The 16,862-nt window shown below is 75.2% G+C and carries 15 protein-coding genes; 11 read left to right on the top strand and 4 right to left on the bottom strand.

Going from position 1 to position 16,862, the window contains the following annotated elements; translation table 11 throughout:
• Positions 1-33: 33 nt before the first annotated feature.
• The 7 genes from CIK06_RS07675 (at position 34) to CIK06_RS07705 (ending at position 6,665) form a co-directional block, all read left to right on the top strand.
• Positions 34-954, top strand: coding sequence for an ornithine cyclodeaminase family protein (locus tag CIK06_RS07675; RefSeq protein WP_095564240.1), 921 nt, complete (start codon positions 34-36; stop codon positions 952-954).
• Between the two features lie 70 nt (positions 955-1,024).
• Positions 1,025-2,527 (top strand): 30S ribosomal protein S12 methylthiotransferase RimO, encoded by a 1,503-nt coding sequence (gene rimO / locus CIK06_RS07680; RefSeq protein WP_095564241.1) that lies wholly within the window; start codon positions 1,025-1,027, stop codon positions 2,525-2,527.
• 319 nt (positions 2,528-2,846) lie between these two features.
• Entirely contained in the window at positions 2,847-3,431 is a 585-nt protein-coding gene (gene pgsA, locus CIK06_RS07685; RefSeq protein WP_095567648.1) for a CDP-diacylglycerol--glycerol-3-phosphate 3-phosphatidyltransferase, read from the top strand.
• A gap of 56 nt (positions 3,432-3,487) precedes the next feature.
• Positions 3,488-4,009: a CinA family protein gene (locus CIK06_RS07690; protein WP_095564242.1), complete on the top strand. Its 522-nt coding sequence runs from the start codon at positions 3,488-3,490 to the stop codon at positions 4,007-4,009.
• Between the two features lie 207 nt (positions 4,010-4,216).
• The gene (locus CIK06_RS07695; protein ID WP_095564243.1) at positions 4,217-4,717 is read left to right on the top strand and encodes a helix-turn-helix domain-containing protein; all 501 of its coding nucleotides are present in this window, start codon (positions 4,217-4,219) and stop codon (positions 4,715-4,717) included.
• Positions 4,718-5,000: 283 nt separating this feature from the next.
• Positions 5,001-5,867, top strand: a complete 867-nt coding sequence (locus CIK06_RS07700; protein WP_095564244.1) for a PspA/IM30 family protein — start codon at positions 5,001-5,003, stop codon at positions 5,865-5,867.
• 27 nt (positions 5,868-5,894) lie between these two features.
• On the top strand, positions 5,895-6,665 hold the full coding sequence (locus CIK06_RS07705) for a hypothetical protein (protein WP_095564245.1): 771 nt from the start codon (positions 5,895-5,897) through the stop codon (positions 6,663-6,665).
• A 102-nt stretch (positions 6,666-6,767) separates the two neighbouring features.
• On the opposite strand, the gene CIK06_RS07710 is transcribed toward CIK06_RS07705, so the two are convergent.
• Genes CIK06_RS07710 through CIK06_RS07720 form a run of 3 tightly spaced genes read right to left on the bottom strand, consistent with a single transcriptional unit; the run spans position 6,768 to position 8,687 of the window.
• On the bottom strand, positions 6,768-7,568 hold the full coding sequence (locus tag CIK06_RS07710) for a DNA-formamidopyrimidine glycosylase family protein (RefSeq protein WP_095564246.1): 801 nt from the start codon (positions 7,566-7,568) through the stop codon (positions 6,768-6,770).
• A gap of 38 nt (positions 7,569-7,606) precedes the next feature.
• The gene (locus CIK06_RS07715; protein WP_232534069.1) at positions 7,607-7,852 is read right to left on the bottom strand and encodes a CPCC family cysteine-rich protein; all 246 of its coding nucleotides are present in this window, start codon (positions 7,850-7,852) and stop codon (positions 7,607-7,609) included.
• A 28-nt stretch (positions 7,853-7,880) separates the two neighbouring features.
• Positions 7,881-8,687 (bottom strand): S-adenosyl-l-methionine hydroxide adenosyltransferase family protein, encoded by an 807-nt coding sequence (locus CIK06_RS07720; RefSeq protein ID WP_095564247.1) that lies wholly within the window; start codon positions 8,685-8,687, stop codon positions 7,881-7,883.
• 83 nt (positions 8,688-8,770) lie between these two features.
• Here CIK06_RS07720 and CIK06_RS07725 point away from each other — a divergent pair, with 83 nt between their 5' ends.
• Both CIK06_RS07725 and CIK06_RS07730 read left to right on the top strand, forming a co-directional pair.
• Positions 8,771-9,703 carry an LLM class F420-dependent oxidoreductase gene (locus tag CIK06_RS07725; RefSeq protein WP_095564248.1) on the top strand — a complete coding sequence of 311 codons (933 nt, stop codon included), beginning with the start codon at positions 8,771-8,773 and terminating at the stop codon, positions 9,701-9,703.
• Between the two features lie 186 nt (positions 9,704-9,889).
• Entirely contained in the window at positions 9,890-10,711 is an 822-nt protein-coding gene (locus tag CIK06_RS07730) for an SAM-dependent methyltransferase (RefSeq protein WP_095564249.1), read from the top strand.
• Between the two features lie 84 nt (positions 10,712-10,795).
• On the opposite strand, the gene CIK06_RS07735 is transcribed toward CIK06_RS07730, so the two are convergent.
• Complete coding sequence (locus CIK06_RS07735; RefSeq protein WP_232534070.1) at positions 10,796-15,478, bottom strand: DEAD/DEAH box helicase; 4,683 nt, start codon at positions 15,476-15,478, stop codon at positions 10,796-10,798.
• A 194-nt stretch (positions 15,479-15,672) separates the two neighbouring features.
• Between CIK06_RS07735 and CIK06_RS07740 the strand changes: the two genes are divergently transcribed.
• Positions 15,673-16,005: a hypothetical protein gene (locus tag CIK06_RS07740; protein WP_198348131.1), complete on the top strand. Its 333-nt coding sequence runs from the start codon at positions 15,673-15,675 to the stop codon at positions 16,003-16,005.
• Between the two features lie 172 nt (positions 16,006-16,177).
• A complete protein-coding gene (locus tag CIK06_RS07745) occupies positions 16,178-16,630 on the top strand; it encodes a hypothetical protein (protein ID WP_095564252.1) in 453 nt (150 codons plus the stop codon).
• The last annotated feature ends 232 nt before the right edge of the window (positions 16,631-16,862 follow it).

A 16,862-nucleotide genomic window follows, 5' to 3' on the forward strand; every position in this document is an offset into this window, starting at 1 on the left:
CCTGAAGCGAGCTTCAGATACCAGGATGCTCGCATGACGATGTTGCTCACCGACGCCGACGTCGCGGCCGGGCTGGACGCCCCGACCGCGGTGGCCGCGATGCGTGCGGCGCTGCTCGCCGCGCACCATGGCCGGCTGGTCGCCCCGCCCCGGGCGACCACGCCGCTCGACGGCGGGCGGCTGGTCTTCACGGCCGGCCGGCTGGGCGACGAGTGGTACGGCTACCGCAGCTACGACACCTTCGGCCGGACCGGGTCCGAGCAGCTCGTCGTGCTGCACGAGGCGGAGACGGGCCGGATCCGGGCGATCGCCGTGGGATCCGAGATCGGCTCCCGGCGTACCGGCGCGATCGGCGGGGTGGCGGTGGACGCGCTGGCCCGGCCCGAGGCGGCCACGCTGGCCGTGATCGGCGCCGGCGGGCAGGCCTGGACGCAGGTCTGGGCCGCCGCGTCGGTGCGCCGGCTGCGGGAGGTACGGGTGTACTGCCGCACGGCCGCCCGGGGCGAGCTGTTCGCCGCCCGGGTCCGGGCCGAACTCGACGTACCGGCGCGGGTCGCCACCGGCGCGGCGGCGGCCGTGCGGGACGCCGACGTCGTGGTGCTGGCCACCACCAGCGCGACCCCGGTGATCGGGGCGGCCGACCTGGCGCCCGGCGCCCACGTCAACGCGGTGGGCTTCAAACAGCAGGGCCGGGCCGAGTTCGGCACCGACCTGCTCGACCGGGCGGAGGTGCTGGTCACCGACGCGCCCGAGCAGGTCGGCGGGTACGACCCGCCGATGCTGGCCGCGGTGCCGCCGCACCGGGACCGGCTGGTCCCGCTGGGGGCCGTGCTCGCGGGCGCGGCACCCGCCCGCACCCGGCCCGAGCAGGTGAGCCTGTTCTGCTCGCTCGGGCTGGCCGGGACCGAGGTGTTCCTGCTCGACCGGCTGGCCCGGGCGACCGTCCGGACGTGACCCGGATCCCGCCCGGCCGCCCGGCATCCGGCGCGGTCGGCGACCCGGGGGACCGGCCCGGTAGGCTCGGATGGTGTCCGCCAGCTCTCCTTCCTCGTCCGGTGCCGCCCACCCCGTCTCTCCGGACGGGCGGCGGGTCGCCCTGCTGACCCTGGGCTGTGCCCGCAACGAGGTCGACTCGGAGGAGTTGGCGGCCCGGCTGGACGCCGACGGCTGGCAGGTGACCACCGATGGCGCCGGGGCCGATGTGGTGCTGGTCAACACCTGTGGCTTCGTGGAGAAGGCCAAGCAGGAGTCGATCCAGACCCTGCTCGCGGCGGCCGGGTCCGGCGCCCGGGTGGTCGCGGCCGGCTGCATGGCCGAGCGGTACGGCCGGGAACTGCACGAGAGCATGCCCGAGGCGCACGCGGTGCTGGGCTTCGACGACTACCCGCAGATCGCCGCCCGGTTGGGTTCGGTGCTGGCCGGCGAGCGGATCGACTCGCACGTGCCCCGGGACCGCCGGGAGCTGCTGCCGCTCACCCCGGTCGCCCGGCGCGGCAGCGCCGTGGTGCTGCCCGGTCACGGCGGCCCGGCGGAACCGCTGGCCGACGAGCACACCCCGGCGCACCTGCGGCCGGTGCTGCGCCGCCGGCTGGGCGAGGGACCGGTCGCCTCGCTCAAGCTGGCCAGCGGCTGTGACCGCAGATGCGCCTTCTGCGCCATTCCGGCCTTCCGCGGCGCGTTCGTCTCGCGTACCCCGGACGAGTTGCTGGCCGAGGCCGAGTGGCTGGCCGGCACGGGCGTCCGGGAGCTGGTGCTGGTCAGCGAGAACTCCACCTCCTACGGCAAGGACCTCGGCGACCCGCGGGCGCTGGAGAAGCTGTTGCCGCAGCTCGCCGCGGTGACCGGGATCGTCCGGGTCCGGGTCAGCTACCTCCAGCCGGCCGAGACGCGACCCGGCCTGGTGGCGGCCATCGCCGGGACGCCCGGGGTGGCGGCCTACTTCGACCTGTCGTTCCAGCATTCCAGCGAGCCGGTGCTGCGCCGGATGCGCCGGTTCGGCTCCACGGAACGCTTCCTGGACCTGCTTGCCTCGGCCCGCGAGGTGGCGCCGGCCGCGGGGGCGCGCAGCAACTTCATCGTCGGGTTCCCCGGCGAGACCCGGCGGGACGTCGACGAGTTGGTCCGCTTCCTGACCGAGGCGCGGCTGGATGCCATCGGTGTGTTCGACTACAGCGACGAGGACGGGACCGAGGCGGCCGGGCTGCCCGGCAAGGTGTCGGCCGCGACGGTCCGCCGCCGGTACGACCGGCTGGTCCGGCTGGCCGACGAGCTGTGCTCGCAGCGGGCCGAGGAACGGCTGGGCGAGACCATCGAGGTGCTGGTGGACACGGTGTCGGACGGCGTCGTCGAGGGCCGCGCGGCGCACCAGGCGCCGGAGGTGGACGGTTCGACCACGCTCGCGGTGCCGGGGGACGGCGCCGGGCTGAGCGCGCTGCGCCCGGGGGATCTGGTCCGGGCCAGGGTCACCGGCACCGAGGGGGTGGACCTGGTGGCCGAGCCGATCGAGATGGTGTCCGCCGCCGGGTGAGGCGCCGAATGGGGGGATCGGGATGACCGAGGGGAGCGGACGGACCGACTGGGCCGCCGCGGTGCCGGCGATGGTCGAACCGGGGGGTGTCGCGCCGAGCCCGGCGCCGGCCCCCGAGCCGGCCGTTTCGCGCGCCGCCGACCCGGTTCCGGCCGCTTCGCCCGCCGACCCGGTTCCGGCCGCTTCGCCCGCCGACCCGGTGCCGGCCGCTCCGGCCGCCGCATCGCGCGCCGCCGATCCGCGCGCCGCCGATCCGCGCGCCGCCGATCCGCGCGCCGCCGATCCGCGCGCCGCCGATCCGCGCGCCGCCGCCGACCCGGTGCCGGCCACCGAGCCCCGGCGGCCCGCCGTACCGTCGGTCCCGGTGGTGAACGCGGCGAACGCGCTCACCGCGCTCCGGATCGTCCTGGTGCCGGTCTTCGTGGTGCTGGTCGGCTGCTCGGCGCTGGTCCATCCCGGCTGGCGGATCGCCGCCACGGTGACCTTCGCGATCGCCTCCACCACCGACCTGGTGGACGGCTGGATCGCCCGCCGGTACGGCCTGGTCACCTCGTTCGGCAAGGTGGCCGACCCGATCGCCGACAAGGCGCTCACCGGCGCCGCCCTGGTGCTGCTCTCCTGGTACGACCGGTTGCCCTGGTGGGTGACCGCGCTGATCCTGGCCCGCGAGCTGGGGGTGACGCTGATCCGGTTCTGGGTGATCCGGTACGGCGTGATCGCCGCGAGCCGGGGTGGCAAGGTCAAGACCGCCCTGCAGGTCCTGGCGATCGTCTGGTACCTGTGGCCGGTGCCGGGCGCCCTCGCCGGCATCGGCGCGTGGATCATGGGCGCGGCGGTTGTCGTCACCGTGGTGACGGGATTGGACTACGTGATCAGGGCCGTCCGGCTGCGCCGCTCGGCCTGAGTCGCACCAGGGCCGCGCGGCCGCGCCGCCCGGCCGGAGCGGGCAGGGGGTACCCGATGAGCAGCACCGGTCCGGATCCCGGATCCGGCGGCGCCGCGGCCGCCGTCGTGCGCCTGCTCGTCGAGCGCCGGGAGACGTTCGCGACCGTGGAGTCGCTGACCGGCGGTCTGCTGGCCGCCACCGTGGTGGAGATCGCCGGGGTGAGCGCCGTCTACCGGGGCGGCCTGGTGGTCTACGCCACGGATCTGAAGGAGCGGCTGGCGGACGTACCGGCGGACCTGCTGGCCGCCCGCGGACCGGTGGATCCCGAGGTGGCCGTGGCGCTCGCGGCCGGCTGCCGGCGGCGCTGCGCCGCCGACTGGGCGGTGGCCACCACGGGCGTCGCGGGGCCGGAGCCGCAGGACGGACATCCGGTCGGCGAGGTGTACGTCGCGGTGGCCGGCCCGGCCGGCGGCGCGGTGCGCCGGCTGGCCCTGGACGGCGGCCGGGCGGAGATCCGCACCGCCACCGTGCGGGAGGCGTTGGACCTGCTCAGCGCCGAGCTCCAGGCCGCCGCGCGGGAACCGTCGATGCGCTGACCGGCCGCGGGGCCGCGCCGGCCGAGGGTGATCCGGCCGGCGTTCCCGAGTTTCGTTCCGAGCTGCCCGGGCGGGGCGGGATGTCGTCCGGGTCCGTAGCGGGTACGGTTGCGGTCAAGCTCTTGGTCGCCCCCAAGGGCTGGGGCTTTCCCGCTCGGCCGCCGGGCGGGAGAATCGACCGGAGTGTCCCGCGGATGGGGAGGTGCGATGGTCCTGCTGCGCCGAGTCATCGGTGATGCGCTACGTGCACGCCGGCAGGGTCAGCACCGGACACTGCGCGAGGTGTCCACCGCGGCCAATGTCAGCCTGGGCTACCTGTCCGAGATCGAGCGCGGGCAGAAGGAGGCGTCCAGCGAGCTGCTCGCGGCGATCTGCGACGCCCTCGGCGCCCGACTCTCCGAGGTGCTGGGCGAGGTGAGCGACACCCTGGCGCTTGCCGAGCAGGTGCCGGGGGTGCTGCTGCCGGTCCGCGAGCGACCGGTGGACGGCCTGCCGGCGACGGATTCGACGGCGCCGGAGCCGGCGTCGGCCGGCGCGGGGCATCCCGACCGGGTCGCGCGGGCGGCCGGCGAGAAGCACCCGGTTCGCACGCTCAGCTCGGACGGCCGGGTGTCGGTCTCGGTGACCCAGGAGTTCCCGCTCAAGGCGACCCTGCGGACCAGCCGGCGGACCCGCGGAGGCGACCGCGACGTGGTCTGCGCCGCCTGAGACACTGTCCCGCAGCGTCACAGCGTCAGGCGCGGCCGTGGTTCGGGCATGGGCGCGGACCGGTGTGGCCGGTGCGCCGGCCGGCCTGGCTGGCCTTGCCTGCGGAGCGTAAGGTTGATCTCCCGATACCGGAGCGGATTCAACTTCGCCCGTCGGTACCCTGCCGCGACTGGCGCGTGGCTGGGACGATGGAGGCGGCGTCGTGCGGCGGCCGGCTCGGGGGGTCGGGCCCGACCGGCGCGGTCGAGGCGATCGAATGAATGCGTGAGGGGATACCGCGGAGATGGCGAACCCGTTCGTCAAGGGCTGGCGCTACCTGATGGCGCTGTTCGGCGCCAAGATTGATGAGTACGCCGATCCGAAGGTCCAGATCCAGCAGGCCATCGAGGATGCGCAACGGCAACACCAGGCGCTGGTCCAGCAGGCGGCCGCGGTGATCGGCAACCAGCGTCAGCTGGAGATGCGGCTGTCGCGCAACATCGCCGAGGTCGAGCGGTTGCAGGGGATGGCCCGGCAGGCGCTGGCGCTGGCCGACCGGGCCCGCACCGGCGGCAACGAGCCCGAGGCGCAGAAGTACGAGCAGTCCGCACAGACCCTGGCCACCCAGCTCGTCTCGGCCGAGCAGCAGACCGAGGACCTCAAGACCCTGCACGACCAGGCGCTGAACGCGGCCGCCCAGGCGCGCAAGGCGGTCGAGAACAACTCGATGATCCTCCAGCAGAAGCTGGCCGAGCGCACCAAGCTGCTCAGCCAGCTTGAGCAGGCCAAGATGCAGGAGAGCGTGGCCCGCTCGCTGGAGTCGATGTCGTCGCTCGCCGCGCCCGGCAACACGCCCTCGCTGGACGAGGTACGCGACAAGATCGAGTCCCGCTACGCCACCGCGATGGGCCGGGCCGAGCTGGCCGGCAACTCCGTGGAGGGCCGGATGCTGGAAATCCAGAAGTCCAGCCTCGACCTGGCCGGCGAGTCCCGGTTGGAGCAGATCCGGGCGAGCATGGCCGGCGGACAGCTCACCGGCGAGGCCGCCAAGCCGGCGATCGGGCAGACCGAGTCCGGCGCGGATGCCGCCTCGGTGGCCCGGCTCGACGAGATCAGGGCCAGCATGGCCAAGGACAGGGCCCCTGGCGGAGACGCCAGCGCCGCCGGCTGAGCCGACGGCCGTCCGGCGGGAGGAGCCGTGGTCGACCAGCGGACGCGTTACCTGCGCCAGGTGCGCAGGTTGCGCCGGGGTGCCCGTCGGTGGAGTGCGCTGGCCGGCACCCTCGGCGGGGCCGCCGCGGTGCTCACCCCGTACCACGGGGTCGGCCTGCCGGACGCGGCCTGGGCCGCGGCGGCCGGCGGTTCGGCGGTGCTCGCGCTGTGGCGCTGGTCCGACCTGCGTGCCCTGACCCGGCAGCCACCGCCGCCCGCCGAGTCGCCGGAACAGGTTCAGGCGCGGCTGATCGCCACCGTCGAGCGGCTCCCGGCGGGCCGGCTGGCCGTCGGGGAGGTACGCCGGCAGCGCGCCCGGCTGGCCCTGCGCGGATCGGCCGCGGCCGGTCCGTGGCTGCGGCTGGACCGGGCCGCGCAGGCACTTTCCGGGCTCGCCGACCGGCTCGACGCCGCCGCCCACGAAATCCTGGCGGAGGCGGCCGTGGCTGAGGGGTCGCTGCGGGACCTGGCCCGCCGGGTGGCCGAGATCGAACGGGCCGTCAAGATCGCACCGGAGGAGTCCCGCGAGTCGCTGGCGGCGGCGCACGCCCGGCTGCTCGGCCAGCTCGACGGCGGGGTGAGCGCGTACGAGCGGCTGGTGGTGGCCGCGGCCGGCTACGTGGCCGAGGACGCCAACCCGGTCGGCGACCATCCCTCGGTGTCCCGGCTGACCGAGGCGAGCGACTTCCTGCACGGCGTGGCGGCCGGGTTGGCCGAGTTCCGCTCCGGCGGCGAACGGACCCGCACGGCCCACTGAGCCGCTGAGCCCGTTCCGCGGCCCACCCCGCCCGCGGCCCGCACGGCCTGCTGTCCGCACCGCCCGCGGCCCGGACGGCCTGCCGTCCGCACCGCCCGACGCTCAGGCCACGGGGTCGCCGGGCTGGCAGCGCGGGCACCAGTAGGTCACCCGGTCACCCTGGTCCCGCTTGGCGATCGCCGTGCCGCACCGGCGACACGGTTGGGCCCGCCGGGCGTACACATAGGTCGTTTCGCCGCGCCGCAGCGAGCCGGTGGTGCTCTGCGTCCACCGGCCCCGGTTCGCCATCAGCAACCGCTGGGCCAGCGCCACCAGGCCGGCCAGGTCCGGTACGTCGCCGACGCGCGCCCACGGGGACACCCCGCGCAGGAACAGCACCTCACCCTTGTAGAGGTTGCCGATTCCGGCCAGATTGCGCTGGTCGAGCAGGGCCTCCGCGATCTGCCGGTCCGGTTCGGCGGCGATCCGCCGGGTCGCCTCGGTCGGATCCCAGTCCGCGCCGAGCAGATCGGGGCCGAGGTGCCCGACCAGCCGTTCCTCCTGCTCGGTCGGCACCAGCGCCAGGTCGTGCAGGTGATAGCCCACCGCGACGGCCTCCGCGGTGCGCAGCACCACCCGGATCAGGTGCGCGGGCCGCGCCGCCCACCGCTCGCCCGGGGCGTACGCGCGCCATGCCCCGTCCATCCGCAGGTGTGAGTGCAGGGTCAGCCGCCGCTCGTCGGGCTGGAGCCGGAACCGGAGCAGCAGGTGTTTGCCGCGGCTGGTCGAGCCGAGCACGGTCGCCCCGGTAAGGTCCACAGTGGCCAGTTGGGGCACCCGGAAGTCGCTGGCGGTCAGCCGGCCGCCGATCAGCGCCCGATGCAGCAGGCGGGCGGTGTTCCAGACGGTGTCACCCTCGGGCACCGGCCCGTCCCACCCTGCTCACGACGACTCCCCGCGGCTCACGACGACTCCTCGCGCCGGGACGGTCGACCGGTGTTGCGGAACCGGGGGTGACTGATGCCGTACACCTGGAAGTTGAGCCGCGCGTCGGTCAGGCTCAACTCCCCGTTGGGGCCGCCCCGCGCGACGTCCGGGTCCGTCCCGCCCCGACCGTCGTCGGTCCAGAGGCAAACCGGGCAGGTGGTGTCCCCGGTGCGGTACCCGCAGCACGGACAGACATCGAGGTCGATGGAGTGCTTGCCCACTCCGCCAGCATTCCACAGCGAATCAGGATCAAGGGAGATCCGCGCCGGTCGCGGCGGTGACGATCCGCAGCGTCTCGCCGGGAGCGACCGCCAGGACGACCGCGGCGCGACCGCCGTTGACGGCCACCGCGGCCTGGCCGGCCGAGTCGGCGTACACCACCAGCCCGCCCGCCGGCGCCGATCCGAAGGTCTCGCCCCGCACCGCCGGTACGTCGTTGACCAGCAGCCGCGAACCCAGCCCGGCCAACGCCGGTGCCGGGGCGGCGAGCTGTACGTTGCCGAACCGGTCGACGGTCAGCACCTCGGCCTCCAGCCACCCGTCCCCGCCGTTCACCACCGGGTCGGGCAGCCGTACCAGCGTGGCCGGGTCGATGTCGGGGCCGGCGCCGGAAAGCGGTTCGCCGCCGGCCAGCCGGGCAGCGACCGGGGCGAAGATGTCCCGGCCGTGGAACGTCCGGGACACCGTCGGTCCCAACCAGGCCGGGTTGGTCAGCTCGACGGCCGCCCGTACCCCGCCGAGCACGTCGGCCGCCCACGGCAGCAGGCCGTTGTCCGGCCCGACCAGGAGACCGTCCGGTGCGGCCAGGGCGATCGACCGCCGCGCCGTACCGACGCTCGGATCCACCACCGCGAGATGGACGGCCGGCGGCAGATGGCCGACCGTCTGCGCCAGGACCGCGGCGCCCTGCCGCACGTCACCGGGGTGCAGCAGATGCGTCACGTCGATCACCCGGGCCGCGGGCGCCAGTCGGGCGATCACCCCGTGGCACGCCGCGACAAAGCCGTCGGACAGCCCGTAGTCGGTGGTGAAGCTGATCCAGGGGTAGCCGGCCATGCCCGAACCGTAGCGCGGGGCCGCGCCGCGGCACCGACCGATCGGTTCGGCGCGCCGACCGTCGGGCTGGCAGAGTTGACCGCATGCGACTTTGCGTCTTCACCGAGCCCCAGCAAGGTGCCAGCTACGACGATCTGCTCCGGGTCGCGCGGCGCGCCCAGGACTGCGGATTCGACGGGTTCTTCCGCTCCGATCACTACCTGGCGATGGGCGTCGACGGGCTGCCCGGACCGACCGACGCCTGGCTGACCCTCGCCGCGCTCGCCGTGCAGACCGAACGCATCCGGCTGGGCACCCTGGTCACCTCGGCGACGTTCCGGCTGCCCGGCCCGTTGGCGATATCGGTGGCCCAGGTCGACGCCATGAGCGGCGGTCGGGTGGAACTCGGCCTGGGCACCGGCTGGTTCGCCGAGGAGCACACGGCGTACGGCATCCCGTTCCCGCCGGTCGGTGAGCGGTTCGACCGGCTGACCGAGCAGTTGGACGTGATCACCGGCCTCTGGTCCACGCAGCCCGGCGGGCGGTTCGACCACGCCGGCCGGTACTACCGGGTGGAGAACTCGCCCGCGTTGCCGAAGCCGGTCCAGCGGCCCCACCCTCCGCTGATCATCGGCGGCAAGGGTGCCACCCGCACGCCCCGGCTGGCTGCCCGGTACGCCGACGAGTTCAACGTCCCGTTCTCCCCGCCGGAGCACGTGGAGCGCAGCTACGCCGCGGTCCGCAAGGCGTGTGCCGAGGCCGGCCGGGACGACCGGCCGCTGGCCCTGTCCGCCGCGCTCACCGTGGTCTGCGGCCGGACCGACGCCGAGGTCCGCCGCCGCGCCGACGCGATCGGTCGGGACCCGGCGGAGGTGAGGTCCTCCGGCGCCGGCGTCGTCGGCACCCCCGAGGAGGTCGCGGAGCAACTGCGGGTGTACGCCGGGCTGGGCGCGTCCCGGTTCTTCCTCCAGGTGCTGGACCTGACCGACCTGGACCACCTCGACCTGATCGCGGCCGAGGTCGCGCCGCGGCTCTGACCGACGATCGGGGCGGGGCGCACGGACGTACGCCAGTCATCTCCACCGATCCGGTCGAGCTGGCTGACGTACGTCCGACGAGGACGGCGACGCGGCGTCGCGGGTGGAACGCGTCACGGGTGGTCTCTACACTGGACGCCCCGGCTGCCCCTCGGAGCGGCTCCGCACCGAGGAGAGGCGACCGGCATGCGCGAACAGTCCGACCCGGGGCAGGTGCAGCACGCCATCGACACCTCGGTGCCGCACCCGGCGCGGCGGTACAACTACTGGCTCGGCGGCAAGGACAACTTCGCCGCCGACCGCGCCTCCGGGGACCAGATCGCGGCCGCGTGGCCCAGCATCCGTACGGCGGCGATCGAGAACCGCGGGTTCCTCAAGCGCGTCACGACCTTCCTCACCGCCGAGGTCGGCATCCGGCAGTTCCTCGACATCGGAACCGGTCTGCCGACGGCGGACAACACCCACGAGGTCGCCCAGGCCGTCGCGCCGGACACCCGGGTGGTGTACGTGGACAACGATCCGATGGTGGGCGTGCACGCCCGGGCGTTGATGACCAGTACGCCGCAGGGCGCCACCGCGTACCTGGAGGCGGACCTGCGCGAGCCCGAGGCGATACTCCGGCATCCGGACCTGGCCCGCACGCTCGACCTCGGCCGGCCGGTCGCGTTGATGCTGATCGCGGTGCTGCACTTCGTCCGGGACCTGGACGAGGTCACCCGGATCGTCCGGCGCCTCGTGTCGGCGCTGCCCTCGGGCAGCCACGTGGCCACCACCAACGCCACCAAGGACTTCCTGAGCCCGGAGGGCGCCGCCGCGTACGACGCGTTGCTGGCCGCCGGCCGGCTGGACGTCTTCCCGCGCAGCAGGCAGGAGATCGCGGAGATCTTCGCCGGCCTCGAAGCGGTCGAGCCGGGGATCGTGCCGGTGAGCGAGTGGCGTGCCGGCGGCGGGGACCATCCCGACCCGGCGGACGTCTCGGTGCTCGCGGCGGTGTACCGGGTGCCCTGACCGCCCTGTCCTGAACCACCCTGTCCTGACCCGCCCTGGCGCCGGTGCGGGGATCCTCGGCCGACCGAGGACCTCGACCGGACGCTAGCCGCGCAGTCGCAGGCCGCGCGGGGTGGCCCGGAAACCGGCGGCGGTGAGTGCGTCGGCCAGCGGCGTCGACCGGACCGCGCCGCCGTCGGCGCGTTCCACCGAGATCGCGCCCAGCGCGCCGGAGTGGACGGCGTCGGCCAGCGCCTTGGCGGCGACCGCCAGGGCGTCGGGATCGTCGGTGAAGGAGAGCACCGTCCGACCGCCCCGTTCCACGTACAGGGTGAGAACGCCGCCGGTCAGCACGACCAGCGCGCCGGCCTTCCGCCCGGCCCGGTGTCCGCCCGCCGGCCCGGTGCCGCCGTCGCCGGACTCGACGACACGCTCCGGCCAGGGCAGCGCCGCACCGTACGGGTTGGCCGGGTCGGTCGCGGCCAGCACCAGCGCCGGTCCCGAGCGGTCCGGGGCGGACGGCTCGGCGAGGGCGCGGATCCGGTCGACCGCTCCCGGCACGGCGAACTGGGCGGCGCCCAGCCCGTCCACGAAGTAGCCGCGGCGGGCGGCGCCGCGTTCCTCCAGGGCCGCGAGCACCGGGTAGACGGCCGCGAAGCCGCCGGGCACCGCCTCCGCGACCACCGCGCCCCGGGTCAGCACGCCGTGCCGTTCGAGCAGCGTGTCGGCCAGCGCTGCGGCCCGGCGGGTCGGGTCGGAATCCCGCTCCGGCAGCAGCGACCATCGGCCGGCGGCGGTGGGCGGACCAACCCGGCTGGGCAGGCCGGCCCGGCCGGGCCGGCGGTACCGGGCGCGCGGACCGGTGGGTCGGGCCCGATGCGCACCGCCGCCGCTGAGCGCGGTCCGCAGCGGTGCCAGCGTGTCGTTGGTCAGCCGGCCGGCCCAGACCAGGTCCCACAGCGTGGCCACCAGCGTGGAGTCGTCGTCCGATCCGCACCGCTCGGCGAGGGGCCGGAAGAACAACGCCTGCCCGTCGGCCAGGGCCGCCAGCACCGCCTCGTGCAGCGGGGTCATCGTGAGCGCCTCGTCCGGCACGGGCAGCAGCAGCGGCGCCGCGTCGGCGTAGGCGAGGGTCACCCAGCCGTCCCCACCGGCGATCGCGCCGGCCCCGGCCCAGCGCACCTCGCCGCTGGCGCACAGCTCGTCCAGGTACGCCGGGGAGTAGTCCGCCACCCGGGCCGGCAGCACCAGGCGTTCCAGCGCCGACGCCGGCACCGCCACCCCCTGAAGCTGCTCGACGACCGCGGCCACGGCGTCCACGCCCCGGGCCGACGAGCCGATCTGCTGCCAGCGGGGCAGGAAGGTGGCCAGCGCCCGCGGCGGCACCGGCTCGATCTCCCGACGCAGCGCCGCCAGGGACCGGCGGCGCAGCAGCCGCAGCACCTCCGCGTCGCACCACTCGGTGCCCACGCCGTCCGGCCGGAACTCGCCGGAGACCACCCGCCCGCCGGCGGCGAGCAGCCGCAGCGTCTGCTCGACCACGAACACGCCGAGCCCGAACCGGGCCGCGCAGGTCGCGGCGGCGAACGGCCCGTGCCCGCGGGCGTACCGGGCGACCAGGTCACCGAGGGGATCGGCGACCGGCGCGAGGTATGCCTCGGCGACGCCGACCGGCAGGGCCACGCCGAGCGCGTCCCGGACCCGTCCGGCGTCCTCGATGCCGATCCACCGGTCCTGACCGGCGATCCGCACGCGCAGTACCCGTCGGTCGGCGGCCAGCCCGGTCAACCACTCGGGCCGGGCGCCGCGCTCGGCCAACTCGTCGTCGCTGAGGTCGCCGAGCAGCCGCAGCAACTCCACCACGTCCTCGGCGTCCCGCGCCCGGCGCTCCTCGGTGCGCCACTGCAGGCGCCGCTCGGTCTCGTCGACCACCGCGGGCTCCAGCAGTTCCCGCAGGTCAACCCGGCCGAGCAGCTCACCGAGGAGGGTGGAGTCCAGCGCCAGCGCGGCGGCCCGGCGCTCGGCCAGCGGCGAGTCGCCCTCGTAGACGAACGCGCCGACGTACCCGAACAGCAGCGATCGGGCGAACGGCGACGGCCTGCCGGTCTCCACCTCGACCAGCCGCACCTTCCGGCTGGCGACCTCCCGCATCAGGCCGGCCAGGCCGGGCAGGTCGAAGACGTCCTGGAGGCACTCCCGGGCCGCCTCCAGCGTGATCGGGAAGTCGGCGAACTCCCGGGCCACGTCGAGCAGTTGCGCGGCGCGTTGCCGCTGCTGCCACAGCGGTTGCCGGCGCCGGGGGTCGCGCCGGGGCAGCAGCAGCGCCCGGGCGGCGCACTCCCGGAACCGCGCGGCGAACATCGCCGAGGTGCCGACGGTTTCCTCCACGAGCTGAACGATCTCGTCGGGGTCGAACGCCACGACCTCGGGGCCGGGCGGCTCGTCGGCGGTCTCCGGCAGCCGCACGACGATGCCGTCGTCGGCCGGCATGACCTGGGCGTCCACCCCGTACCGTTCGGCGAGCCGGCGGCCGATCGCCAGCGCCCACGGCCCGTTGACCCGGGCACCGAGCAGGCAGTGCACGGCCAGCCGCCAGTCGCCGAGCTCGTCGCGGAACCGCTCGACCAGCACCGTGCGGTCGTCCGGCAACGCCCGGGTGGCCTCGCGCTGCTCGTAGAGGTAGGTCACGAGGTTGGCGGCGGCCCACTCGTCCAGGCCGCGGCCCATCAGGTCGGCCCGGGCCGCGTCCTCGCCGGACCGGACCAGCCCGCGCAGCCGGGCGCCGATGGCCCGACCCAGTTCCACCGGGCGTCCCAGCGCGTCGCCCTTCCAGAACGGCATCCGGGCGGCCTGGCCGGGGGCGGGGGAGACCAGCACGCGATCCGGGGTGATCTCCTCGATCCGCCAGGAGGAGGAACCGAGCAGGAACACGTCGCCGACCCGCGACTCGTAGACCATCTCCTCGTCCAACTCGCCGACCCGCGCGGCCCGCTCGGCGCCGGCCAGGAACACCCCGAACAGGCCGCGGTCCGGAATCGTCCCGCCGCTGGTGACGGCGAGCCGTTGCGCGCCGGGGCGGCCGGACAGCACGTCGGTGGTCCGGTCCCAGACCAGCCGGGGCCGCAACTCGGCGAAGGCGGTGGAGGGGTAGCGCCCGGAGAGCATGTCGAGCACGGCGGTCAGGGCCGAGTCGGGCAGTTCGGCGAACGGCGCCGCCCGGCGCACCAGGGCGGCCAGGTCGCCCACCCGCCAGGAGTCCAGCGCCACCATCGCGACGATCTGCTGGGCCAGTACGTCCAGCGGGTTGCGCGGGTAGCGCAGCTCCTCGATGGCGCCGTCGGCCATCCGGTCCGCCACCACGGCGCAGGAGAGCAGGTCGCCGCGGTGCTTCGGGAACACCACGCCCCGGGAGACCGCGCCGACCTGGTGGCCGGCGCGCCCCACGCGTTGCAGGCCGGCCGCCACGCTGGGCGGTGCCTCGATCTGCACCACCAGATCGACGGCCCCCATGTCGATGCCGAGTTCCAGGCTGGAGGTGGCGACCACGGCCGGCAGCCGACCGGACTTGAGAGCCTCCTCGATGTGCTTGCGTTCCTCCCGGGACACGCTGCCGTGGTGCGCTCGGGCGATCACCGGCGGGGCGCCGGCGGAGGCGCCGGACTGCGCCATGATCTCCGCGGGCAGCCGGCCGCCGCGGCCCGCTGTCGTACCGTCGCGCGTCGCCGCCCGCCCGGCCGTACCGTCCCGCGGCGCCGCGTCGCCGGCCGGCCCGCCGGCATCGGCCGCGGCCGGATCGGGTACGCCGGGCACGGGTCGGTGTCCGGGCGGTGGGTCGTGTTCCGTCATCCCGTCGGCCTCGGCGGCTGCCGCGGCCAACTCGTTGAGCCGGGCGCAGAGCCGCTCGGCGCCGCGCCGCGAGTTGGCGAAGACGATCGCCGACCGGTGCGCCCGGATCAGGGCGAAGACGCGCTCCTCCACGGCCGGCCAGATGGAGACCCGGCGTGGACCGGCCAGCCCGTCCTCCATAGCCGGGTCGTCCAACTCGTCGAGCCGGGTCATGTCGGCCACCGGCACCTCGACGCTGACCTCGATGGTCTTGGCGGTGCGCGGCTGCACCACGTCGACCGGCCGGGAACCGCCGAGGAACCGGGCGGTTTCGGCGACCGGGCGGACCGTGGCGGACAGGCCGATCCGCTGGGCCGGCGCGGGGAGCAGGTCGTCGAGCCGTTCGAGGGACAGCGCGAGATGCGCGCCGCGCTTGGTGGCGGCCACGGCGTGCACCTCGTCCACGATGACCGTCTCCACCCCGCGCAGCGACTCCCGGGCGGCCGAGGTGAGCAGCAGGAACAGCGACTCCGGCGTGGTGATCAGGATGTCCGGCGGGGTGCGCGCGAACGCCCGCCGCTCGTCGGCGGGGGTGTCCCCGGTGCGCATCCCCACGGTGATCTCCGGTGGCGGCAGACCCAACCGGGCGGCGGCGTGCCGGATGCCGGTCAGCGGCGCCCGCAGGTTGCGCTCGACGTCGACCGCGAGCGCCTTGAGCGGGCTGATGTAGAGCACGCGGCAGCGGCGCTGCCGATCCGCCGGCACCGGCTCGCGGGCCAACCGGTCCAGCGACCAGAGGAACGCGGCGAGCGTCTTGCCCGATCCGGTGGGCGCGACGACCAGGGCGTTGTGGCCGGCGCCGATCGCCCGCCAGGCTCCCGACTGGGCCTCGGTGGGCGCGGCGAAGGACGCGGCGAACCACTCGCGGGTGGCCGCACCGAACTCCGGAGACGCCTGCTGCACGCACCCCATCCTGCCCGGCCGGTACGACAGCGGGACCGCGGCCGTCCGGACGCGCGCTACGCAGCGGGTTCTCCGACCTACGGTGAGCCGAAAGAACCGGCCGAAAAGCATTAATTATCCCTTAACTACTTGCCTCGATATCGGCACTTACCGTAAGTTCTTCGGTGACGGAGAGTATGGGCCCGGGAGGATGGATGACTGTCGTCGAGCGAACCTCGCCGCTCGGCGCTGATGTGCTCATCCGGATGGTCGACCACCACCTTGCCGAGCTCGGCTGTGTGTTGACCGGGTCCGACCTCGCCCTCGCCGAGCGGCTGGCCAACTGCCTGCGGGAACTCGTGGTGGCGACCGCCGAGGCGAGCGCCGCCGACCGTGCCCGGGTGCGGGTCGCGGTGCACCGCTTCGTCCGTGGCCCGCGGTCCCGACCCCTTGCCTCCGCCCGGTCGCTGGCGGCCGTCGCGGTGTTGATCGACGACACGGCGCGCCAGTTGGGCCGCCCCGACCTCGTCGGCAGCCCGGCCCGCTGAGCGTCCCGCCCGGCCAGCTGGGCGTCCCGCCCGGCCGGCGTCGCCGGGAACGTCCACTGTCGACGGTGCGCCCGGATCCGCCGCGTCCCACTGAGCGGGAGGTTGCCGGCGAAGTTCGGTAACGACCGATAGGTCAAGATACAGTTACCGAACATCGACCGGAGGAGGCCGGATGCGCGCGAGGACGTCACTCTGCGCCGCTCCGCTCCGTCCGCTGATCCTGCTCGTGCTGACCGTGCTCGGCGCCACGGCGGTGCACGGTGCCGCCTCCTGTGCCGTTCCGGCGGGTCCGGTCGCCGCGGCACCCGCGTCGGTGAGCGCCGCGATCCACGCTCTTCCGGCCACCGTCGCGGCCGCCGGCCGGGGCGACCGGCATCGGCCCGGCTGGCGGCTCGACCCTGTCGAGGGGTCCGCGGCGCAGCCGCAGCACCCGCCGATGGCGTCCGACCCCGGTGCCGGGCTCGACCCGGCGAGCGGCGAGCCGCAGCACGCGCCGGCCGGGGTCTGCGCCGAAAGGCGGCCGCCGCCCCTGGCGGCCGAGCGGTCCGGGCACGGGCCGGCCGCGGATCGGCTGCCCTCCTCCCGTCCGGTCCGCCGGGACGGGTCCCGCGCGCCACCGCTCTGACCGCGCCGGTTCGGATGGCCCCGGCGGAGCACACCGCCCGCCTGGTCAACCCACTCACCCCAACCCCGTCGGCGTAGGGGCGACCCCCGCCCGCCCGCCTGTGTCGATCGGGGCGTTGGTGGCGCCGGAAGCGCTTTCGCATGGCGCAGACGCCCTCATCAACACCGGCCGGGTGTCGGGGTGGGTCGCCATCCGGGCCGCGCCCGCGGCGTATCGGTCATACCGGAATAAG

This window comes from Plantactinospora sp. KBS50 (assembly GCF_002285795.1).
Taxonomy (GTDB): domain Bacteria; phylum Actinomycetota; class Actinomycetes; order Mycobacteriales; family Micromonosporaceae; genus KBS50.